General features: G+C 74.8%; 12 protein-coding genes and 1 pseudogene. 6 read left to right on the top strand and 7 right to left on the bottom strand.

What is annotated here, in order from left to right; translation table 11 throughout:
• Window positions 1-428 precede the first annotated feature (428 nt).
• The 5 genes and pseudogenes from ACFVFR_RS18560 to ACFVFR_RS18540 form a co-directional block, all read left to right on the top strand.
• A pseudogene (locus tag ACFVFR_RS18560) lies at window positions 429-674 on the top strand (hypothetical protein); the annotation flags it as partial.
• 465 nt (window positions 675-1,139) lie between these two features.
• Entirely contained in the window at window positions 1,140-1,799 is a 660-nt protein-coding gene (locus tag ACFVFR_RS18555; protein ID WP_383702904.1) for a spermidine synthase, read from the top strand.
• A 108-nt stretch (window positions 1,800-1,907) separates the two neighbouring features.
• Entirely contained in the window at window positions 1,908-2,657 is a 750-nt protein-coding gene (locus tag ACFVFR_RS18550) for a response regulator transcription factor (RefSeq protein WP_383702805.1), read from the top strand.
• Between the two features lie 1,213 nt (window positions 2,658-3,870).
• Complete coding sequence (locus tag ACFVFR_RS18545) at window positions 3,871-4,998, top strand: ATP-binding protein (protein WP_383702803.1); 1,128 nt, start codon at window positions 3,871-3,873, stop codon at window positions 4,996-4,998.
• Window positions 4,999-5,237: 239 nt separating this feature from the next.
• Entirely contained in the window at window positions 5,238-9,107 is a 3,870-nt protein-coding gene (locus tag ACFVFR_RS18540) for a multifunctional oxoglutarate decarboxylase/oxoglutarate dehydrogenase thiamine pyrophosphate-binding subunit/dihydrolipoyllysine-residue succinyltransferase subunit (protein ID WP_383702801.1), read from the top strand.
• 325 nt (window positions 9,108-9,432) lie between these two features.
• Here the strand turns inward: ACFVFR_RS18540 and ACFVFR_RS18535 are convergent, their stop codons facing one another.
• From ACFVFR_RS18535 to ACFVFR_RS18515, 5 genes are all read right to left on the bottom strand, one after another.
• Entirely contained in the window at window positions 9,433-10,344 is a 912-nt protein-coding gene (locus tag ACFVFR_RS18535) for a GlxA family transcriptional regulator (protein WP_383702799.1), read from the bottom strand.
• Complete coding sequence (locus tag ACFVFR_RS18530) at window positions 10,341-10,892, bottom strand: cysteine hydrolase family protein (RefSeq protein WP_383702797.1); 552 nt, start codon at window positions 10,890-10,892, stop codon at window positions 10,341-10,343. Before ACFVFR_RS18530 ends, ACFVFR_RS18535 begins: the two co-directional genes overlap by 4 nt.
• A gap of 268 nt (window positions 10,893-11,160) precedes the next feature.
• On the bottom strand, window positions 11,161-14,160 hold the full coding sequence (gene fxsT / locus ACFVFR_RS18525) for an FxSxx-COOH system tetratricopeptide repeat protein (RefSeq protein WP_383702795.1): 3,000 nt from the start codon (window positions 14,158-14,160) through the stop codon (window positions 11,161-11,163).
• A 112-nt stretch (window positions 14,161-14,272) separates the two neighbouring features.
• A complete protein-coding gene (locus ACFVFR_RS18520) occupies window positions 14,273-15,799 on the bottom strand; it encodes an aKG-HExxH-type peptide beta-hydroxylase (protein WP_383702793.1) in 1,527 nt (508 codons plus the stop codon).
• Complete coding sequence (locus ACFVFR_RS18515) at window positions 15,796-16,959, bottom strand: FxsB family cyclophane-forming radical SAM/SPASM peptide maturase (protein ID WP_383702791.1); 1,164 nt, start codon at window positions 16,957-16,959, stop codon at window positions 15,796-15,798. The genes ACFVFR_RS18520 and ACFVFR_RS18515 overlap by 4 nt, the downstream gene beginning before the upstream one ends.
• A gap of 286 nt (window positions 16,960-17,245) precedes the next feature.
• Between ACFVFR_RS18515 and ACFVFR_RS18510 the strand changes: the two genes are divergently transcribed.
• Window positions 17,246-17,794, top strand: coding sequence for a hypothetical protein (locus ACFVFR_RS18510; protein ID WP_383702789.1), 549 nt, complete (start codon window positions 17,246-17,248; stop codon window positions 17,792-17,794).
• 1,098 nt (window positions 17,795-18,892) lie between these two features.
• Here the strand turns inward: ACFVFR_RS18510 and fxsA are convergent.
• Entirely contained in the window at window positions 18,893-19,165 is a 273-nt protein-coding gene (gene fxsA / locus ACFVFR_RS18505; RefSeq protein ID WP_383702787.1) for an FxSxx-COOH cyclophane-containing RiPP peptide, read from the bottom strand.
• Window positions 19,166-19,245: 80 nt separating this feature from the next.
• Entirely contained in the window at window positions 19,246-22,653 is a 3,408-nt protein-coding gene (locus ACFVFR_RS18500; RefSeq protein WP_383702785.1) for an SAV_2336 N-terminal domain-related protein, read from the bottom strand.
• Window positions 22,654-22,657 lie beyond the last annotated feature (4 nt).

The raw sequence follows: 22,657 nt of genomic DNA, 5'->3' as shown, positions 1-22,657 counted from the left end.
GCCGGGGTGGCGTGACGCGGTTCGACTTCAGCAGCGGAGCCGAGGGGGCTGGCCGCTGCGGGAGGGGCAGCGTGGAGCGTCCCCTCACCGACCGATTCGACGGCCGTCTCCGACCAGGTCACCGCCCCGAGACCCCTTTCACGGACTTCACGGATCACGTTTCACGGATCGCGCGGCTTCGTGCCGCCCGGCTCTACCTTCTGCCATTCGAGAACCGCGCACCCCCGGAAAGGAGTGTGATGATCATCACTCTAGGCAACCATGGGCGGCTTGATGTCATCACCCGCTTGGTGGCGGCCGTACACAGTTGGCTCACACGGTTCCGGTCGCGTACCTCGATGTCGTTGGACCGCCTCGGCCTGGTGTGGCGAAAATGGCCCGGTTCCCACCGCTCACCTTGCGCCATCACACCCCCGGAGGTCAGCACCATGTCCGCCGCGCCGTACGAGTTCGCGTCGCCCCAGTTCGCGCCGTACGACACCGAAGACCGGCCGGTGACCGTAGAGCGCCGGGAGGGTCCCTACGGGGAGGTGGCGTTGCGCCGACGCGGGGAAGGCGCGGGAACGGTTTGGGAGATCATCGCCAACGGCTGCTTTCTGATGGACACCTCCGACGGGCGGTCGGAACGATTGCTGATCCGGGCGGCGCTCACGGCCCTGGCCGACGGCCGTCCGGGGCGGGGCCGCGACGTGTCCGGGGATCATCGCGCCGACCCTGCCACGCCCGGCGCGAACTCGCCCGTATGTGAACAGGGGACCCACGAGGGCGGCCGCCCGGAGCTGTACGCCCGTCCGCGGCCGATACCCGACAGCGCTGAGGCCGACGGCACGCAGGCTGATCGGGGCCTGGCGGCCGGTGAGGTGGCGGGAGGCTCCCTGGCGCGCGGCGCACGGGTGTCCGGCGCGGTGGGGGGCGACCAGGGCTCTGGCCCGTCTCGCCTCGGGGGCGACGGCCCTGAGTATGACGACGGGCGTGAGCACTCTTCGGAAAGCTCGCGGCGCGCCGGCTCTCGGGGTGTCGGCCTTCTGGGCCGGGACTTCCAGGGCAGCGGCCTTCCGGAACAGGACCCGCAGGGGGATCCGGAGAGCGGGTCGGGCATCGGGTACGGGCTCCGAGCCCTGCCGGCGGACCAGCGACCCGTGGAGGCTGGCACGCGACCCGCGAGCAGCGGGGCGATCGCCGGGCCCGTGGTGTTGATCGGGGGGCTTGGGGTGGGGTTCTCGCTGATCGAGGCGGTGGCTGACCCTCGGTGGGGGCGCATCGTCGTCGCCGAGCGGGAAGAGGCGGTGATCGACTGGCATCTCCACGGGCCACTCGGCGCGCTCACCGGGCCGGCCCTCGCGGACCCCCGGACGGAGATCCTGCACACGGACCTGGTGGCCTACCTGCGCGGCTCCTCTCCAGCCCCAGCCGCGACCCCAGCCCCAGCCATATCCACACCCCCAGCCACATCCACCAGCACCCACACCGGCACCGGCAGGAACGAGGGGGCGTTGGTGGTGGACGAGTTCTCGGTCGGTGGTGCGGTGCAGCGGTACGACGCGCTCTGTCTTGATATCGACAACGGCCCGGACTGGACCGTGACCGAGGACAACGGTGGTCTGTACTCTCCCGCGGGGCTCGCGGCCTGCCGGGAGCGGTTGAACCCCGGCGGAGTACTCGCGATCTGGTCCGCGCAACCGTCGTCGGCGTTTGAGGAGGCGTTGCGGAATGCCGGTTTCACGTCTGTACGGACGGAAGAGATCGCCGTTGCCCGAGGCGTCCCGGACGTCGTTCACCTCGCGATTCGCGGTGCGTAGCCGAGCTACGCACACTGCGTTTACGCTGCTTGCCAGCGAATGCTGCCTGGGTAGCCAGGGATGACCAACCCCGGCGCGCCAGGCAAGAGACAACGCAGGGGCGGGCAGATGGAGCAGACACACAACGGCCTGGGTGGCACGGCGGGAGCCGCCAACGGGGCCAATGGGGCGCAGCGCCGCGTGCTCGTCATCGAGGACGATCCCACGATCGTCGATGCCATAGCGGCTCGGCTGCGTGCGGAGGGATTTCAGGTGCGTACCGCCGGGGACGGGCCGGCGGCCGTGGACACGGCCGAGGCGTGGCAGCCCGATCTGCTGGTGCTCGATGTGATGCTGCCGGGGTTCGACGGGCTTGAGGTGTGCCGTCGGGTTCAGGCGCAGCGGCCGGTGCCGGTGCTCATGCTGACCGCGCGCGACGACGAGACCGACATGTTGGTGGGCCTCGGCGTCGGTGCCGACGACTACATGACCAAGCCGTTCTCGATGCGCGAACTGGCCGCGCGGGTTCACGTGCTGCTGCGCCGTGTGGAGCGGGCGGCGCTCGCCGCGCACACGCCGCGTACCGGAATCCTGCGGCTCGGGGAGTTGGAGATCGACCACGCGCAGCGGCGGGTGCGGGTACGGGGAACGGATGTGCATCTCACGCCGACGGAGTTCGACCTGCTGGTCTGTCTGGCGAACACGCCCCGTGCCGTTCTCTCGCGGGAGCAGTTGCTGGCGGAGGTGTGGGACTGGGCCGACGCGTCGGGTACGCGCACGGTGGACAGTCACATCAAGGCGTTGCGGCGCAAGATCGGCGCGGAGCGTATCCGTACGGTGCACGGCGTCGGGTACGCCTTGGAGACGCCCGCCGCATGAGGGGCGGGTGCCGGGCCACCACGGTGGGGGGCCCGGCCGGGGGCGAACACCTGGAGTCGATGCCGCATGGGGTCGCTTCCGTTGAGCCGGCTGGCCTCGGCGGGCGGCGGTTGCTAGACGGGGCTGCCGGGGCGACCGTCCGCGCCGTGTTGTCCCTGGCTGTTCCTGGCGGGCCGGTCCACGTCGTCGGACTAGCCGGCCACACGAGGGTGGTCGCCGGCTCCGAGGCCGTCGCCGTCACGAGGGCGATCGCCGCCGCGGAGGTGGTCCCCGTACAGGGGTGGCCGCCGTCACGGGGGCGGCCGCTCGTACCCCGGTGGGCCGACACGGTGGGGCCATGGCCCTCGCGTGGCGGCCGGCCGCGCCACCCCGGGTTCGGCTCCGCCCGTGCCCGCGACCACGCGTACGCACCCCCGCATCGTGCGGGCTGACCAGCGAACGGGACCCGGCACCATATGAATGTCACTCGTCCGGACACCCATCCCCCCGCCGCCTGCGCCGTGGCGGGGAGCACGGCCGCGCCGGCCGGCCTGACCCGTGAGACGGTCAGCGGCCCGGCACCGCTGACGCGCGGGGCAGCCAGCGGCCCGGCGCCGCTGCGAGACCTCGGGCGGGGCGCGCTCACACCGGGCACTTCCGCGCGTGGCGGTGCGGCCCCGGGCGCCACGGCGGGCGACGGGGTCACGCTCGCGGTCTCGGGTCTCACCGCTGGCGGCGACGCTCCCGCGCGCCACGGCCGGCGCGACGACCGGGCTGCACGCGGCGCCCGGGCTGCACGCGGCGGCTGGGCCAGACGTGGCGGCTGGGTCGGGGGTGGCGCGAGTTCCCGGGGCTCGACCGGCCTCGCGGACCGCCACTCGACGGGCGCGCGCGACACGGCGGGCAGGCTCCGGCCCGCACGCACGCCCCGGTGGGTCGGTGGCCCTCACCGGGCACCGGGTCAGAGGTTGGGTCCGCGCGGTCCGCGCGCCCCGCGCGGGGTGCTGACCGCGCGTGTCGTACGGGTCGTCGGCCGTCGGGCCGCGTGTGGGGTGGGGGGCGCGTGAGGGCGGCCAGGCCCCGGTGGGGCGGCGGGTACGCGCGGCGAGTGAGTGAGCTGTCCACCATACGGCGGGTCAGGGAGCTGCCGCGTCGGGTGGAGGAGCGAGGGTGGCGTACCGGGAAGCGGGAGCGGCGGGCAGAGGAGCGGGCGGCCCGGGAGGGCGGCTGGGGGATGCGACCCCTGCGAGCGGGGGCGCGCGCGCGGGCCGGAGCGGCGCTGAGGTGGTTGTGGGAGGCGCTGCGCCCGCTGGACCCGTACCGGTCGGTGAAGGCCGCGTTGGGTGCCCTGGTGATCGTCTCGGTGATCATCACCACGCTGCTGGTGTTCGTGGCGGTGCGTTCGGAGACCGAGCTGCGGATCATCACGATCTTCTCGATCATCGCGTCGCTGCTGGTCACACAGTTCGTGGCGCACGGGTTGACCGCCCCGCTGTACGAGATGACCGAGGTCACCCAGGCGATGGCGCAGGGGAACTACACGCGGCGGGTGCGGGCGGCGGGGCGGCGGGACGAGTTCGGTGCCCTCGCGGCGTCGTTCAACCGTATGGCCGCCGACCTGGAGGCGGTGGACACGCACCGTAAGGAGCTGGTCGCCAACGTGTCGCACGAGCTGCGTACGCCGATCACGGCGCTGCGTGCGGTGCTGGAGAACGTGGTGGACGGGGTGTCCGAGGCCGATCCGGAGACGATGCGTACGGCGCTCAAGCAGACGCAGCGGCTCGGTCGGCTGGTGGAGCAGTTGCTCGACCTGTCCCGCTTGGACAACGGCGTGGTGCCGCTGCACGCGCGTTCCTTCGAGGTGTGGCCGTATCTGGCGGGCATCCTCAAGGAGGCGAACATGGCCAGCGGGGCGGGCGGGGCATCGGGGTCCGGGGTGCACGCGCGCGGGGACGTGCACCTGCACCTGGACGTCTCGCCGCCCGACCTGACCGCCACCGCCGACGCGGAGCGGCTGCACCAGGTGGTGGCCAACCTGATCGACAACGCGGTCAAGCACAGTCCGCGCCGTGGCCGGGTGACGGTGCGGGCGCGGCACGGGGAGGGGCCGCAGAGTCTGGTCCTTGAGGTGCTGGACGAGGGGCCGGGCATTCCGGAGGCGGAGCGGCACCGGGTCTTCGAGCAGTTCAACCGGGGCGGGCCCGATCACAAGGGCCCCGGCAGCGACGGGGGCACCGGGCTCGGCCTGGCCATCGCGCGGTGGGCGGTGGATCTCCACGGCGGCCGGATCGGGGTGGCCGAATCCCCTCGGGGGTGTCGTATTCAGGTCACTCTTCCAGGCAACGTGCGGGAGGCACGTTGACGTATGGTCGGTGACGGAAGCACGCATTCGACAGAGTGTGGGCGCGCTGCGGCCTTGCCTGATACGGGCGGCACGCGGAGAACCCCGTGTGTTTCCCGCCACGTCATGCCCTGAAACCCGTCGATCAATGTGATGTACGTGACGCCTGGCCCGTGCGGCCTGCACCAAACGTCCCAACAGGCGTAGCCTTTATTTCCGCTGTCCACCACCTTAGGAAGCGGAAGAGGGCGGTTGCCGCCGTGTCGCCACAGTCCCCCAACACTTCGAGCATCTCGACCGACCCCGACGGGCAGGGGAAGACCCCGCCCGCCGAGTTCGGCCCCAACGAGTGGCTCGTCGACGAGATCTACCAGCAGTACCTCCAGGACCCGAACTCGGTCGACCGAGCCTGGTGGGACTTCTTCGCCGACTACAAGCCGGGCAAGGACGGGGCGTCGGCCCCGGCAGCGGCGGGGGGAGTAGCCGCTCCGCCGGGCCCGGAGGCCGGGGCCGCATCGAACGCTTCCGCCCCGGCCACGCCCGCGCCGTCCGCGAGCGCCGCACAGGCGCCCGCGCGACCCGCGGCGAGCGCTCCGGCGCCCGCTGCCGCGCCGGCCAGCCCCGCGCCCGCCAAGGCCGCGCCCCCCAAGGACGCCCCCGCCAAGGCCGCCGCGCCTGCCAAGGCCGCACCGGTCAAGGCCACCCCCGCCGACCGGCCGGCCCCCAAGCCCGCCGCGAAGCAGGAGGCGCCGAGCGCCGGGCCCGAGCTGGTGACGTTGCGCGGCCCGTCGGCCGCCGTGGCCAAGAACATGAACGCCTCGCTGGAGCTGCCGACGGCCACGTCCGTGCGCGCGGTGGCGGTGAAGCTGCTGTTCGACAACCGCATCGTCATCAACAACCACCTCAAGCGCGCGCGCGGCGGCAAGGTGTCCTTCACGCACCTGATCGGCTTCGCCATGGTGCAGGCGCTGAAGGCCATGCCGTCGATGAACTACTCCTTCACGGAGAAGGACGGCAAGCCGACCCTGGTCAAGCCGGAGCACATCAACCTCGGCCTCGCCATCGACCTGGTCAAGCCCAACGGTGACCGGCAGCTCGTCGTCGCGGCGATCAAGAAGGCCGAGACGCTCAACTTCTTCGAGTTCTGGCAGGCGTACGAGGACATCGTTCGCCGGGCCCGGGACAACAAGCTGACGATGGACGACTTCACCGGGGTCACCGCGTCGCTGACCAACCCGGGCGGCATCGGCACCGTGCACTCGGTGCCGCGACTGATGCCCGGCCAGGGTCTGATCATCGGTGTCGGCGCGATGGACTACCCGGCCGAGTTCCAGGGCACCTCGCAGGACACCCTGAACCGGCTCGGTGTCGCCAAGGTCATGACGCTGACCAGCACCTACGACCACCGCGTGATCCAGGGCGCCGCCTCCGGCGAGTTCCTGCGCGTGATGAACCAGTTGCTGCTGGGCGAGAACGAGTTCTTCGACGAGATCTTCAAGTCGCTGCGCATCCCCTACGAGCCGATCCGTTGGCTGCGGGACATCGACGCCTCGCACGACGACGATGTCACCAAGGCCGCCCGCGTCTTCGAGCTGATCCACTCCTACCGGGTCCGTGGCCACGTCATGGCCGACACCGACCCGCTGGAGTACCGCCAGCGCAAGCACCCCGACCTGGACATCACCGAGCACGGGCTCACGCTGTGGGACCTGGAGCGCGAGTTCGCCGTCGGTGGCTTCTCCGGCAAGTCGATGATGAAGCTGCGCGACATCCTGGGCGTGCTGCGCGACTCGTACTGCCGCACCACCGGCATCGAGTTCATGCACATCCAGGACCCGAAGCAGCGCAAGTGGATCCAGGACCGGGTGGAGCGTCCGCACTCCAAGCCGGAGCGCGAGGAGCAGCTGCGCATCCTGCGCCGGCTGAACGCGGCCGAGGCGTTCGAGACGTTCCTGCAGACCAAGTACGTCGGCCAGAAGCGGTTCTCGCTGGAGGGCGGCGAATCGGTCATCCCGCTGCTCGACGCCGTGATCGACTCGGCCGCCGAGTCGCGACTGGACGAGGTCGTCATCGGCATGGCCCACCGTGGCCGGCTGAACGTGCTGGCCAACATCGTCGGCAAGTCGTACGCGCAGATCTTCCGTGAGTTCGAGGGCAACCTCGACCCGAAGTCGATGCACGGCTCCGGCGACGTGAAGTACCACCTGGGCGCCGAGGGCACCTTCACGGGCCTGGACGGCGAGCAGATCCAGGTCTCGCTGGCCGCCAACCCCTCCCACCTGGAGGCGGTGGACCCGATCGTCGAGGGTGTCGCGCGCGCCAAGCAGGACATCATCGGCAAGGGCGGTACGGACTTCACCGTGCTGCCGGTGGCGCTGCACGGCGACGCGGCCTTCGCGGGCCAGGGCGTCGTCGCCGAGACGCTGAACATGTCGCAGCTGCGCGGCTACCGCACCGGCGGCACCGTGCACATCGTCATCAACAACCAGGTCGGCTTCACCGCCGCCCCGGCCGCGTCCCGGTCCTCGATGTACGCCACCGACGTGGCGCGCATGATCGAGGCGCCGATCTTCCACGTGAACGGTGACGACCCGGAGGCCGTGGTCCGCGTCGCGCGGCTGGCCTTCGAGTTCCGCCAGGCGTTCAACAAGGACGTGGTCATCGACCTCATCTGCTACCGCCGGCGCGGCCACAACGAGACCGACAACCCCGGTTTCACGCAGCCGCTGATGTACGACCTGATCGACAAGAAGCGCTCGGTGCGCAAGCTGTACACCGAGTCGCTGATCGGCCGGGGCGACATCACGCTGGAGGAGGCCGAGCAGGCGCTGCAGGACTTCCAGGGTCAGCTGGAGAAGGTCTTCACCGAGGTGCGGGACGCCACGTCGGCCCCCGCGCCGGCCGAGGTGCCGCAGCCGCAGGCCGAGTTCCCGGTGAGCGTGGAGACCGCGATCTCCCAGGAGGTCGTCAAGCGGATCGCCGAGTCCCAGGTCAACGTTCCCGACCGGGTCACGGTCCACCCGCGACTGCTGCCGCAGCTCCAGCGCCGGATGGCGATGATCGACGACGACACGATCGACTGGGGCATGGGCGAGACCCTGGCCATCGGCTCGCTGCTGATGGAGGGCACGCCGGTGCGGCTGGCCGGCCAGGACTCGCGGCGCGGCACGTTCGGCCAGCGGCACGCGGTGCTCGTGGACCGGGAGACCGGCGAGGACTACACGCCGCTGCTGTACCTGTCGGACGAGCAGGCCCGGTACAACGTCTACGACTCGCTGCTGAGCGAGTACGCGGCGATGGGCTTCGAGTACGGCTACTCGCTGGCCCGGCCGGAGTCGCTGGTCATGTGGGAGGCGCAGTTCGGTGACTTCGTCAACGGCGCGCAGACCGTCGTGGACGAGTTCATCTCCTCCTCCGAGCAGAAGTGGGGCCAGACCTCCGGCGTCACGCTGCTGCTGCCGCACGGTTACGAGGGTCAGGGCCCGGACCACTCCTCGGCCCGCCCCGAGCGCTTCCTGCAACTGTGCGCGCAGAACAACATGACCGTCGCCATGCCGACACTGCCGTCGAACTACTTCCACCTGCTGCGCTGGCAGGTGCACAACCCGCACCACAAGCCGCTGATCATCTTCACCCCGAAGATGCTGCTGCGACTGAAGGCCGCGGCGTCCAAGACGGCGGAGTTCACCACCGGCGGCTTCCGCCCGGTGATCGGCGACCCGGTGGCCGAGGCCAACGCGGCGAACGTCACCAAGGTCGTCTTCTGCTCCGGCAAGGTCTACTACGACCTGGTCGCCGAGCGGGACAAGCGGGGCGCGAACGACACGGCGCTGGTCCGTATCGAGCGGCTGTACCCGCTGCCCGGCAAGGAGCTCCAGGCGGAGATGGCCAAGTACCCGGGCGTGCGGCAGTACGTCTGGGCCCAGGAGGAGCCCGGCAACCAGGGCGCCTGGCCGTTCATCGCGCTGAACCTGATCGACCACCTGGACCTGGGCGTCGGCGCCGACCTGCCGCCGGCCGAGCGGCTGCGTCGGGTCTCCCGGCCGCACTCCTCGTCCCCGGCCGTCGGCTCCAACAAGCGCCACCAGGCCGAGCAGCAGGCGCTGGTCAACGAGGTGTTCGACATCTAGTGACGCCGGGCGACCGGGCCCCCGCGAGGGCGGTCACCGTTCGCGCGCGTCACCGGCCTCGCCCGCGTCAGCGGCGCGGCGGGGCACGTGTGAGACGAGTCAAGGCCGAGGGCCCGGCTCCCCGTTCACGGACGGGGAGCCGGGCCCTCGGCGTGCGCGGGGGCGCGGGCACCGGGCGTACGCGACGGCGGGACGTACGCGAGCGGCGGGGAGACGGCGGGGGCCCGCGGGTACGAGCAGGGCCGTGGGCCTGGGCCCTGGCCGGGGGCCTGGGTGGGGCTCGGTGGGCGGGAGGGGCGCGGGGTGCGGGGCCAGGGGGTGCGAGTCAGGGGGTGCGGGCGCGTAGTCGGCGGAGCATGCGGGCGTCCTCGAAGCCCACCTCGCGCGCCGCGGCCTCCACCGTCGCGCCGTGGCTGATCAGGTGGACGGCGCGCTCCAGGCGCAGCGTCTGCTGGTAGCGCAGCGGAGTCAGGCCGTCGGTAGCCCGGCCGAAGAGCCGGGTGAGGGTGCGGGGGCTGACGCCGGCGTGGTCGGCCAGGTGGGTCAGCGTCAGCGGCTCCGCGAAGCGGGTGTCGATGAGGTCCTGGACACGGTGCACGGTGTCGTCCAGGTGTGAGCGGTGCCGCAGCATGGCGCTGGCCTGCGGCTCGTGGCCGTTGCGGCGGGCGTAGACGACCATGCCGCGCGCGACGCGGGCGGCCAGTGCCGGGCCGTGCCGCGTGGCCAGCAGGTGCAGCGCGAGGTCGATGCCGCTGGCGATGCCCGCCGAGGTCACCACCCGCTCGTGGGAGGTGAACAGGACGTCGCGGACGACGGTGGCTCGTGGGTAGCGGGCGGCCAGCTCGTCCTGGTGCGCGTGGTGGGTGGTGCAGCGGCGGCCGTCGAGCAGCCCGGAGCGGCCGAGCGCCTCGGCGCCCGCGCAGACGCTGGCGACGGTGCCGCCCGCCCGGTGGTGGGCGCGGATGCGCTCCAGCGTCACCTCGCCGAGGCCGGGCCCCGCGCGCAGCGTGGTCGCCTGCCAGCCGGGGACCACCACCAGGTCGTCGGGGCCCAGGTCGGGCCACCGGGTCTGGGCGGTCAGCGGCAGTCCCTGGGCGCTGGGCACGAAGGGGTGTTCGGCCACGTAGCTGAGCTCGTAGGGCTGCCCACAGCCCCTCGCCGTGCCGAAGACCTGGGCCGGCCCGGCGACGTCGAGGAGATGGACCTCGGGCAGCAGGACGAAGACGACATGGCTCACACGGGTGATGATTCCCGCTCGGCGGCCAGCTCCGCCACCGTGGCGATGCGGGCGAACCGGTCGCGCAGGGCCACCTCGGTGCGCTCGGTGAGCTCCCGGACGTCGAGCCCGCCCAGCGGGCTGGTGGTCGTGGCGTCGGTGACCAGGACGGCCTGGTATCCGAGGTCGCTGGCCAGGCGGGTGGTGGTCTCGACGCACTGCTCGGTGCGCAGGCCGCACAACCACACCTCGCGCACGCCCGCGCGCGTCAGGAGGTGCTGGAGGTTGGTGGTGGTGAAGGCGTTGTGCGCCGTCTTGTGCAGGACGGGTTCGTCGGCCGCCGGCCGCTCCAGCTCGGCCAGCAGCCGGACGTGCCCGGAGGCGGGGTCGAACGGGCCGCCGTCGCCCGGCTGACTGTGCAGGACCCACACCACGAGGTCGCCGGCCGACCGGGCGAGCTGGACCAGGCGGTTGACCGGCTCCGCGATCCGCGGGTCGCCGATCTCCTCCCACGAGGGAAGGGTACGGAAGGACTCCTGGACATCGATGACGACGAGTGCTCGCTTCATGCCCCCATCGTGGTCAGCGCGCCGGGCCGGGCGGCAGGCTCGATCAGGGCCGGCAGCGGAACGATCTGGTCACCCCATCCGGCGATCCGCGCGGGCCCCACGGCGGAGCGGCCCGAGGCGTCACGCGGCCCCGGCGCGCCCCACGGCCCCGGCGCGCAGCGCGAGCCCGCACGCCCGCCGCCCGCCGTCCCGGCGTCCCGGTGGCTCCCGTCACGGCGACCGGACGGCCCTGTGGCGCGGGGCCGGCCCCGCGCCCGCGCCCGCGTGCCTAGTACGCGTGGTTCTCGAAGTCCCAGAACGGCCTGGCCCGGGAGCGGGCCGAGATGGTGTGCACGTGCTGGGAACCGAGGGTGTCGGACAGGACGCTCAGGGCCTGCTCCTCCACCTTCTCGGCCTGCTGCCGGTCGCGCAGCGCGCGCAGGTCCGCGGCCAGCGCCACCTGGCAGGACAGCGCCAGCGGGTGCCGCGTGCCGAGCGCCTCGGCGGCCAACACGCCGGCCCTGCGGCTCAGTTCGGCGGCGCCCTCCGGGTCGCCCGCCAGGTTGCGGGTGGCGCTGGCGTTCAGGGCGACGCCCAGCGTCCAGGGGTGCCGCTCGCCGACCGCGTCGGTCATGGCGATCAGCGCCTCCTCGACCAGCATCGCCGACTGCTGGCGCTCCCCGGCGGCGCGCAGCACCAGCGCGTGGTTGACGGAGCTGCCCACGGCGTACGGATGGCGGTGGCCGAGCATCGCGCGGAAGCGGTCGAGCACCCGCTCCCCCAGCGTGCGGGCCAGGTCGAGGTCGCCGTGCTCGCGCTGCATGCAGCCGAAGCTGGAGGCGGCCATGAGCGTGAGCGGGTCGTTCTCGCCCAGTACTCGCTCGGCGCGCTCCAGTACGTCGCCGAGCAGGGTGATGCCACGGGTGCGGCCCCCCTGCCGGTACAGGCACATCGCCAGGTTGTGCTCGGCGCGCAGCGTCTGCGGGTTGTCGCGCCCCATGACGTCCCGGTGGACGCTCACGCTCGGCTCCTGGACGGAGATGGCCTCCTCGTAGCGGCCGAGCAGGCGCAGGTCCCAGGCGTAGTTGATCTCGGAGAACAGGGTCCAGTTGTGGCGCGGGCGCAGGTGCTCGCGACGGGCCTCCAGGGCACGCCGGTCCACGTCCAGGGCCTCCGCGTACCGGCCGAGGACCCGGTAGGAGACGGCGAGGTTGTTGAGCGCGCCGAGGGTGCGCGAGTCCTGCTCGCCGACCAGGGCGGTGTAGTCGGCCAGCACCGTCTGTTGCAGGTGGAGCGCCTCGTCGTAGCGGGCCAGGGCGCGCAGGTCGGCGGCGAGCCCGGTGGTGGCGCGCAGCAGGTCCAGGTCCTGCGGGCCGCGTTCGGCGCGCAGGTGGTCGGCGGCGGCCCGGTCCAGGCGCTCGGCCTCGGCGTACCGGCCCACCGAGCGCAGCAGGTTGACGTGGTGGTAGGCGAGGTCCCAGACGCGCGCGTGGGTGGTGCCGAGCAGTTCGTGCCAGAGCGGGGTGACGCGGTCGGCGATCTGGAGCCCGGTGCGGTACTCGCCGCTGAGGAACAGGTAGCGCAGGCAGTTCAGGACCAGCCGCTGTACGGCGTTGTGGGTGCTGGCCAGCGAGCCGGACGCCTCCAGGTGCGGGACGATCTCCGCGTACCGGGGCCACAGGCGGGTGTCGGTGGGGCGGCCCGGGTCGAAGTTGGCCAGCGCGCGGCGGGCGACCCGGGAGTACTCGGCGCGGTCCTCCTCGGGCATGCCGGCGCGCACCGTCTGGTGGACCATGCGGTGCAGGTGCAGCACCTCGGCGCCGGCGGTGGGTTCGTCGGTGCCCTCCTCGGGGTTCTCGGTGCGCACCACCGAGTACTGCACGAGCTTGCTGATCGAGGTCGTCCAGCGCAGCGGGTCGTCCATCAGGCCGCGTAGCTGCTCGGGCAGGTCGCGTGCCGGCAGTTCGCGCAGCAGCCCCAGCGGCACCGGTCCGGGGGCGAAGAAGGAGCACAGCCGCAGCAGGTCGACGGCCTCGGGCACGGACTCCCGCAGCCGGTTGAGCAGTATCGAGAAGGCGGTGTAGTACGTCATCGGGAAGTCGGCTGCGACCTTGAGGCCGACCTCGATGTCGGCGCCGCTGCGCAGCAGCTCGATGTACTCCTCGACCGGCATGGTGGAGTCGTTGAGGGAGCCGGCGGTCTGGTCGAGGGCCAGCGGCAGGTCGCCCAGCGCCTCGGCGAGCAGGTCCGCCTCGTGCGCGGTGATACGGCGGGCGCGGCGGCGGACGAAGGCCACGCTCTCCTCCCGCTCGTAGACCGGGACCTCGACCAGGGAGGTGTTGTGCTCGTCCCAGTCGCGGTTCTGCGAGGTGATCAGCACGTGGCCGGGGCCGCTGGGCAGCAGGTCGGCGACGGTCTCGGGGTCGTCGGCGCCGTCCAGGACCAGCAGCCACCGGGCGTAGGGGTCGCCACGGCGCAGCGCGTCGTGGACGGCGCGCAGCCGCTCGCCGTACTCGGGGCCGGCGGTGAGGCCGAGGTTCGGGGCGAGTTCGGCCAGCCGTTGACGCAGCGTGCCGCGCTGGTCGGCGGGGACCCACCAGACCATGTCGTAGTCGGATCCGAAGCGGTACACGTACTCGGCGGCGGTCTGGGTCTTGCCGACGCCGGACATGCCGAGCAGGGTGACCACCGCGGCGCCCGCCTCGGCGTCGTTGAGCTGGCGGTAGATCGCGTGGAGCGCGCCCTCGCGACCGGTGAAGCGGATGTTGCGGCGTGGCACGCCGCCCCACACGCGCGGCTGGTCACGAGGGAAGCGAGGGCCCGTGGGCTCGGCCGCGGTGGCGGGGGCCGCGCTGTAGGGCGTGCCGATGCGGGCCAGGAGTCGGCGTTCGGCCTCGCGGGGCCCGGCCGCGCCGAGTTCGGTGACGTTGAGGGCGGCGGTGGCGGTGGGCATCGCGGAGTCGGTGACGGTGACGGCCGCGAACCGGTCGACGTTGGGCGCGACGACGGCGCGCAGCGCCTGGTTCCACTGGTCGTGGGTGCGTGGGCCGAGTTGGAAGTACCAGTCGCTCAGCAGGAGCAGGACACGGCCCTCGGCGAGCAGCAGGTCGCGCAGCGCGGCTTCGAGTGGCGTCTCGACCGGTGGGTCCCAGCGCTGGAAGGACACCCGGTGGCCGTGGCGTTCGAGCCGGTCACCGATCCACGCCGCCCACGCGCGGTTGAAGCCGGCGAAGCTGATGGTGACGGGCTGCCGCTCGACGGCGGCGGGGGACTTGCGCACTACGGCCATCCGACCGTCTCCCTCGTGTTGCTCCATGCGATGCGTACGGCGGACGGGTCGCTCGACGGCCCGTCACTCACTGTGTGGGGGAACATACACCTGCGTTTCACCCGTGGGCAGTTCATCGTGTGTGCTGCCTCCGCCAGGTGAGACGGGCTGTTTCCACGTAGGCCGTGGCCCGCGCCAGGTACCTCGCCGGGGGCGGGTCGGCCTTCATCCTGGCGTGCAGCGCGGCCAGCTCGGTCAGCAACACCCTGCCAGCGAAGGTGAGTTGGCGCGAGCCGGTGAGGGTGGGCAGTATCGCGCCCACCTGTTCGCGACAGCGGGCGTGTTCGGCCCAGGCCAGGTCGCGCAGTTCCGCGTCGACCGGGGCGAGGGCCACCCGCTGCCAGTAGTCGGCCAGCGCCAGATGGGCGTACGCGCCCTGGAGCAGGCCGTCGAAGGGGCGGGCGTCCGGGCGCCAGGGGGCCCAGTAGCGGCGCGGCGGGCCCGCGGTGTGCAGCGGGGTGAGGTCGCTGACGGCGGAGAGCTTGGCGTGGTGGAGTTCGTGCACGAGGGTCGCCGCGAGCGTGGCGGGCCCGCTGGGAGCGCTGGCCAGCACCGCGCCGAACGCCTCGCGGCGGGTGCCGCTGGAGTGCGCCGCGCCCTCGGCCCGCCCGGTCACCCCGGGCGGGCGGGTCATCGGCACCACGCAGCCGAGGAGGCCGGACTCGACCAGGGGGCACTGCCCGGCCAGCGCCAGCATCGGCAGCGCCGCGCGCCAGGTGGCGCGCCAGTGGTCGCGCTGGCCGGAGGTGAGCGTGCCGAAGGCGAACAGGCCGTGGCGCCGCAGGTCGTTGTCGACCGCACGGTAGGGGTCGCCGTCGTCCAGGACCACCCGGACCGGGCCGTCCGCCAGCGCGTGCGCCGGCCGCCAGCGCGGGTCCGGCGAGCCCCACCCGCCGCGCCCGTCGGGGCGCAGCACCACCGGCGCGATGCCCGGCCCGGACACGGTCAGCACCCCGCCCGCGCCCTCGACCCACACGGTGGCCCCGGCGGTGGCGTACGGACCGGGGCGGGCCCGCGCGCCGGGGCGGGCGGCCGGCGGTCGCGGGCCGCCCGGCGGCGGTGGCGGGGCGGGCGCGGGCGGGCGCAGGCGCAGGGCGCCGAGCGCGGGCAGCGAGACCTGGCCCTCCCGCACGGCCAGCCGGGTGCGGAAGGGGTGGGCGCCCCGGGCGGCGGCGACGACAGCGAACCCGCCGAGATGGGCGAGGTCGTCGGCGAGGGCCGACGCGGACACCGGGTCGGTGGGACCGGCGGGCCGACCGGCGTCGGCGGGCGACGCGGGCGGCGGGGTCCGCGACGGCCCGGTCAGGGCGCGTACGCAGCGCTCGGCCCAGGGCCCGGCCAGCGGGTAGTACAGGGCGGCGCGGGCGGCCTCGGGGGTCGCGCGGTCGACGTCCTCAAGGAGCGCCCAGTGCTCGCGGGCCAGTTCGGCGGCGGCGGGAGCGAGCACGGTGGGCGGCGCCTGGCGCACCGCGTCCAGCAGGAGACGCAGCACCAGGAGCCGGCGGGTGTGTTGGCCGTCGAGGAGCGCGCCCAGGGTGCGCCGGCCGCCCTCGGCCCGGCCGAGTTCGCGGAGCATCCACGCGGGGACCGGGTCGTTCACGCGCTCGCCGCCTCGGTGAGTCGGCCCGCGACGTGCTCGACGAGGTGGCGGAGGTCGGCGCAGTACACGGAGGGGTGTCCGAAGCCGGCGCCGGCACGGTAGCGGTGGGCGTAGTGGCCGCCGCCGCAGACCCGCACCACGGGGCAGCGACGGCACGCGGCGGCCAGCGCGTCGGCGCCGGCCTGGCGGGCGGCGACACCGGGGTGGGCCAGCGCGTCGTCGAAGGAGTGCCGGAAGACGTCGAGACCGGTGGCGGCGGCGCCCTCGTACGCGGACTTCAGCGCGTCGCTCTGCTCGATGGCCCCGTCGGTCTCCACCACCGCCGCCGTGAACGGCTGGAGGCCCAGGGACTCGGTCGCCGCCGGCAGCCCGAGGAGCAGCGCCAGACACTCCTCGAACAGCCGCACCCGCACCCGCCGCCGGTCCGCCGCCCACCAGCGGTCGAAGACGGCGCCCAGCCACCGGCCGTACGGGGCGGGCCGGGGCGTCGGCTCGGGCTGACCCGCCGGCGGGGTGGCGGGCAGGCCGGGCGGGGGCGCGCTCCAGTTGCCGTGCGGCAGCAGGAAGTCGACCATCGGCGGGTCGAAGGCCAGCAGCGACTCGTACACCTCGGCCGGGTCGGCGGCCACGTCCACGACGCACAGCACGCCCGCGTACGCGCGCGGGTGGCGCGCCGCCAGCAGGCGCAGGCCCCGGGTGGCGGCGGCCCAGGAGGGCCGACCCGCGTGGTCGACCCGGGCCCGGTTGTGTCGCTCCAGACCGCCGTCCAGGCTGACCCCGACGCGGACGTCGGCCGCGGTCAGGGCGGTCAGCGCGGCGTCCGTGAGCAGGGTGCCGTTGGTCTGGATGACGGCGTGCACGGCGCAGGTGGCGGGCGTCTCGGCGCGCACCTGCCGGACGGTGGCGACCAGTTCACCGACCCCGGCGAGCAGCGGCTCGCCGCCGTGCAGGACGAGGGAGATCTCCCGCAGCCCGTGCGCGCGCACGTGCTCGCCGATACGCCGGGCCGCCCGTGCGCGCACCACCTCGCTCGCCCCGGCCGGCCGCTGCCGCCAGCCGCTGTCGGGGCCCGCGTAGAGGTAGCAGTAGCGGCAGTTGAGGTTGCACCGCCCGTTGACCTTCAGGATGAACTGCCGGAAGGGAACCCGCGGCGGCACCACGGGAACGGGGTGACCGCCCGCGCGCCACCCCGCGTCGGCCCCCACGGCGGCCCCGCCCGCCCGGCCCCCGGAGTGCCCCGTCCGGCACTCCCCCGACTCCCCACCGGCGAGACCCGCCCCACACCCGGCCGACCGACCACCGTCGAGCAGGGGGAGCGACCGCGCGGGCGCGGCGGTTACGGCCGGCACGCCTGCGGCCGGGAGGCACGGCGCGGGGGTGGCGGGGGCACGTGGCGCGGGAGTGCCGGGCGGGCCCGGCGCGCGGGCGGGCGCACGGAACGCGGGCGTGCTGGGCGAGGGCGAGTCGGCCGTACGCGGCGCGGGGGTGGCGGAGGTACGCGGCGCGGGGGTGGCGGGCGAGTCCCACGGGCTGGCGGTCGAGTTACGCGGAGGCAAGGCGGGCGTAGGCGTGTTCGCCGTACGCGGCGTGGGTGTGGCGGAGGCAGGCGGCGCGGAGATGCTCGACGGGTTCGGCGTGTGGGCAGGTGAGCCGGGCGCGGGTGAGCTGGGCCTGCGCGGACCGGCTGTGCGCGGCGCGGAGGTGCCGGAGGCGCTCGGTGCGGGAGTAACGGGTGGGTCCCAGGCGCGGGCGGGTGGATGGGGCGGCGGCTCGCTGGGCGCGGGCGAGTTCGCCGTGAGCGGCGTGGGGGTGCTCGCCGTACGCGGCGCGGGGGTGGCGGGTGGGCCTGGCGTACGGTTGGGCGAGGCGGGCGTAGTCGCGCTGGGCGTCAAGGAGTTGGCCGTGGAGGAGTGGGGTGGGAGTGGGCTGCCCGCGCGGGGGGTGGGGCTGTCGGGAGAGTCGGGTGGGCGTGGGGTGGGGGGCTCTGGTGGGTGAGTGGAGGTGGTTGAGGTCCGATGGGGCCACCGCTCCCCCGCCGCTGCCTGCACTGCTCCTCATCCCCCCTCGCCGTCTCCGGTGGCGCCCCCGCGCCTCCGCCACACCTCACGTTCGGCGACACTTCGGGCCGGCGTACTCCCCGCGCGCCGGGCCGGGCTCGCGCGTCCGCGACTCCGCGCCGGCGGCGGACCGACGTCGCGCCGAGACCGGCGCCGTGGGCCGCGCGGCGCCCGCGCGGCGGGGCCCGTCAGTGCCACCCTGTCCACTACCCCACGGGGCGGGACCGAAAGCATGTGAGCGGGCGGCCAGTGCGCGTCACCCCACCCGCCCCACGCCGAACACGCCTGGTCAGGGGCGTACGCCGGGGCACGCCCCGGAGGTACGGAGCGTGTCCGGCCGACGGGTGGACTCCGGTTCCCGCCGTGGTGCGCCCGAGTCCCGCCCTCCCCTTCCCGAACGCGCGCCGCACGTCGGCGGCGCCCGGTCAGCACGACACACCGCGCCCCGAGCCCCCTGGACCACGCCGAACACCGCGCCCCGCGTGTCCTGGCCCCGCACCGAACACGCAGCCCTGCCGAGCGCCGCCCCCTCACGTCCTGGCCTCCGTACCGGACGCCACCCCCCATCGCCCCCGACCCGCGCCGCACGGCGCTCCGCGCCATCTCCCGGCCCGCACCGAACGAACGCCGCGCCCCCGCGTGCGCGTTGGGCACTCCCGGGCCAAAGGTCCCCGCCACCCGGCGCACCCAGGCCTCCGCGCCCGGCACTCCCAGGCCGAAGGACCACGCCCCGAGCCTCACGCCACACAGCGCTCCCGCTCCCCAGGCCGCACCCAAAGCCCCACGTCACCCGACATTCCCCGGCCACGGGCCGCCCCCGAAAGCCCCCGCGCCCGGCACGCCCTGGCCCCAGGCTCACACCCCGAGCACCCCGAGCACCCCGACGCCCCGGGCCGCTGGCGGCACCCCGCGCCACTCGGCACTCCCGGGCCGCAAGCGCATCCAGGCACCCCGCGTGCCCGGGTCGCAGGCCCGCACCCGGTGCTCCCCGCGCCACCTGCCCGCCTGGCGAGGGCCCGCGGTGGGCAGCTCGCGGTCAGCAGGCGCTGTTGAACGCCCAGAGCATTTCGCGTGGTTGGGCCACCCGGCCGCGTAAGTCGCCGAGCACCTCTTCCAGGACGGGGTGTTCCAGCGTGCGCAGGGCCGCGAGGTCCAGGCCCAGGACGTCGGGCAGCGGGGCCGTCGGATCGACGGTGGTGGCCATCGCACCACCCGGCGCGCCCGCCGCGCCGCCTGGCGTGGCGTCCGCGCGCTCCGGGGGTTCCCCGTGTTCGGGGGTGTTCTCGTTCACGGTGCTGTCCCAGCTCATGACGTGCCTCGTCCTCCCCGCGTGCGGCCCGCCGGGCCCTTCCCGACGGGTGGTGGTCCGTGCGCCCACGGCGAGGTGTGTCAGCGGCCGTGGGCGAGGTCGGCCAGGCGTTCTGCCGAGCGCCGGCCCAGTGGGCCCCCGCCGTCCGGAAGCAGGCGCCAGTGGGTCAGGGCCGCCTCGTAGGCGGTGCGGGCCGCCCGGGGGCGCTCGCCGGTCTCGTAGACGACGCCGCGCCAGTGGTGTGCGGTGGCCGCCAGGCGGGCCGCCTCGTGCGCGGCCGGGGCCCCCACGGCGCGCGACGGGTCCCGGTCCCTCGCGTCCCCTCCGGCCGGGCCCGGGCCGGCCGCCTCCGCCGCGCGTCGGTACGCGTCGGCCGCCTGGTCCAGCCGCTCGGCGCGGCGGGTGTGCCGGTAGGTGCTGCGGTGGGCCTCGCCCAGCTGGAGCCAGCAGCGGGCGCGGAGCAGCGGGTCGCGGGCCCCGTGCGCGGCGAGCCCGAACAGGTACTCCGCCTCGCGCAGGTCCACCAGGTCCTCGGCCTCCCGGTAGCGGATGGCCAGGGCGCGGCCGAGCATCAGCAGCCGCTCCGGCAGCCGGGGGTCACCGGCCGGGGTCTCCATGCGGCAGTCCCGCAGGACGCGTACCGCCTCGAAGACGTAGCGGTCGCCGCCGGGCCGCTCGGCGCGCTCGATGAGCACCGCGCCCCACTCGGCGATCAGGTCGCTGTAGCCGGTCCGGTCGCGGGTGAGCAGCCGGCTGGCGTGGGCGAACCGGTCGGCCGCCGCGTCCAGTTCGGCGACGTCGCCGTGTCCCTCGCCGGCCGCCTCGTACCGCCGTACGCACAGGCGCGCCTCGCGGGCCAACGCCTGCGCGCGCAGGGCCCGGTCCGGGGCCAGGGCCAGGGCGTCGGCCACGATCGCGGCGGCCCGCTCCAGCCCGTCCCGGGCGACCAACAGCAGCGCGTCCACCACCTCCAGCGCGGCCCGCGTGCGCACCTCGGCCGGGGCGGCCTCGGCCGCCAGTCCGACGCGCCCGCGCTCCAGCGAGATGGCGGCCTGCCGGGCGTAGGTGCGGGCGCGGTCGTGGTCGGGTGCCGACTCGGCCAGCCGCAGCAACGCCCGGCCGCGCGCCAGGGCGAGGCCGCTGGGCTGCGGCAGGCTGACCGGCCACGCGTCGGCGGACGCCTCCAGCATGCCGACGCTCTCCTCCAGCAGGCCGCTGTCGCCGCCCAGTTGCCACTGCTCCTCCAGGACGCGCACCCGGTCCAGGGTGACGGCCAGGGCCTCGTCCGGGGCCAGGCCGACGGTGGCGCAGACCGCGGTGAACTCGCGGTCCGCGCGGCGCAGCAGGTCCAGGGCCGCGCGCGGGTCGCCGGCCGCCCGGCGGTCGCCGGCGGCGGCGTGCAGCACGCGGGCCAGCACCGTGCGGGCGCGGACCGAGCCCGGGTAGGAGGCGGCGGTCTGCGCGGCGTCCCGCGCCTCGCGCAACAGGTCGGCGCCGCCGCGCAGCCGCCACAGCCGCAGCAGGTCCTGGGCCAGGTCGCTCCACAGCTCGGGGTCGATCCCCTGGGCCAGGGCGCGCTGTTGGGCCGCCGCGCGGCGTAACAGCTGGACGGCGTCCAGCAGGCTCCGCACCATGCCGTCGGCCTCGAAGCGCTCGATGAGCAGCGCGGCCCGGCGCACCGCGAGCGAGCGGGGGGCCTCCTCGCGGGCGAGCGAGACGCCCTGGGCCGGGGTGTCCGGCATGAAGCGCTCCAGGACGCGCGCGGCGACCTCGGCGAAGGGCTGGGCCGGTCGGGCCGGCGCGGCGCGGCCCGTGTCCCGGCCGGCCACCGACGCGGCGCCGGACGCCCCGTCGGTGAGCGAGAGTTGGGCGATGGCCAGGGCGGGGAAGTTGGGCCCGCCCTTGCCGAATCGCTGCTCGACGTACTCCGAGCAGTGTTTGAGCACCAGCAGCGCCTCGTCCCGGCCCAGCGAGGCGAGCAGCTCCTCGTGGACCCCGTCGGCGAACTCGTACCAGCGGCCGTCGTCCCCGCTCACCCGCCCGCCGCGCCGCAGCAGTCCGCCAAGGAGCACCTCGGCCAGTTCGGCGGGGCCGGAGTCGGGCAGCATCGTGCGCTGGACGAGTTGCATGACGGGCAGGAAGAGCGGGGCGGCGGCCAGGTAGACGGCGAGCTGGCCGGCGCCGGGCGAGGCGGTGGCGCGGAACCGGCTGACCAGTTGCGCCGGCGACTGCGGCCCGCGCGGCCTGGCCGGCGCGGCGGCCGGCTGGTCGGCCCTGACCCACCCGACGGCGGCCTCCACGGGGCCCGCCCCGGTGCCGGTCAGCAGTCGGGCCCAGGCGCCGAGCGCGGCCGGCACCGGGGGCAGTACGGGCACCGGCGCGGCGCCCGTGCGGCGCTGGTCGTCGCGGCCACCGGGACCGTACCCGTCGCCGGCGTCGGCGACGAAGTGCAGCGGCGCCGAGGACGTCGGGCCCTGGCCACGGACGAGCGCGCCGAAGGAGGCGGGCAGCCGGGTGCGGGCCCACAGCCGCTGCGGCAGCGGTTGCAGGACGGCCACCGGGGCGTGCCGCAGCAGCCGGTACGTCAGCCGGTGGGCCGCGCCACCGCGCCACAGCGGGCCCGCGCAGTCGCTGACCAGGACGGTGACGTGGCGGCCGGTCGGGTCGGTGAGCTGGTCGGCCGAGCGCAGGGTGGCCGCGCCGGGCTCGAAGCGGCGGCTGACGGCGGGGCTGCCGTCCGGCCCCTCGTGCAGGTACTGCACCGTCACGTCCCGGAAGGCGCCCAACTGGCCGAAGACCTGCTGGAGTTCGCGGAGCATGCGCTGCCAGACGTACATCGACGACGAGGCGTCCATGAGGAGGTGCAGCGAGGCGTCGCCGCGCGAGACGGGGCGGAAGACGGGGAGGACCAGTCCCCCGGCGCGGGCGCTGTGGTCGGCCGTCGCCCCCTCGTCCAGGGCGCGGCGCAGCGGGGGCGCGGCGGCGCGGTAGCGCTGGAGGGGCCGCAGGGCGCGTTGGAGCTCCAGGGGGCGCGGCAGCGCCGCGGCTTCGGGGACGCCGATGGGGACGCCACCGGACGCGGGGCCCGCGCCGCCCGCCGTGGGACCGGCACGCGGGGGCGTCGTGCCGGGGTAGAGCGGGATGCGACTGGGGCGCGGCGCGGCGCGGCCGGCCTCGGGGTGGCCGGGCTCGCCGGGCGTCGCGGGGTCGGGGCCGGGCTCCGCGCCGGAGGGTGGGGGCCCCGGGCGTGGGGCGCCGGTTGGGCCGTGTCCCGCGCCGGTGGCCGTCGGTGGCGCGGCACGCGGGTCGGCGGCGGGCGGGGTGGTGGCGGCGTCGCGCCCGGGGTCGGGCCGCGCGTAGCGGGCGAGCCACAGCGCGTCGGCCAGCTCGCCGTGCGCCGGGTCCAGGCCGGCGCCACGCAGCACTTCGACGAGGTGCGCGAGCGGGCTGGCGGCGGCGTGGTCGGGCCGCGGGGCTGAGTCCTGCATGGCA

Source organism: Streptomyces sp. NPDC057702 (assembly GCF_042799315.1).
Taxonomy (GTDB): Bacteria; Actinomycetota; Actinomycetes; order Streptomycetales; family Streptomycetaceae; genus Streptomyces.
Note: the sequence above shows the minus strand (reverse complement) of the source record. Positions and strands in the feature narration are given on the sequence as shown.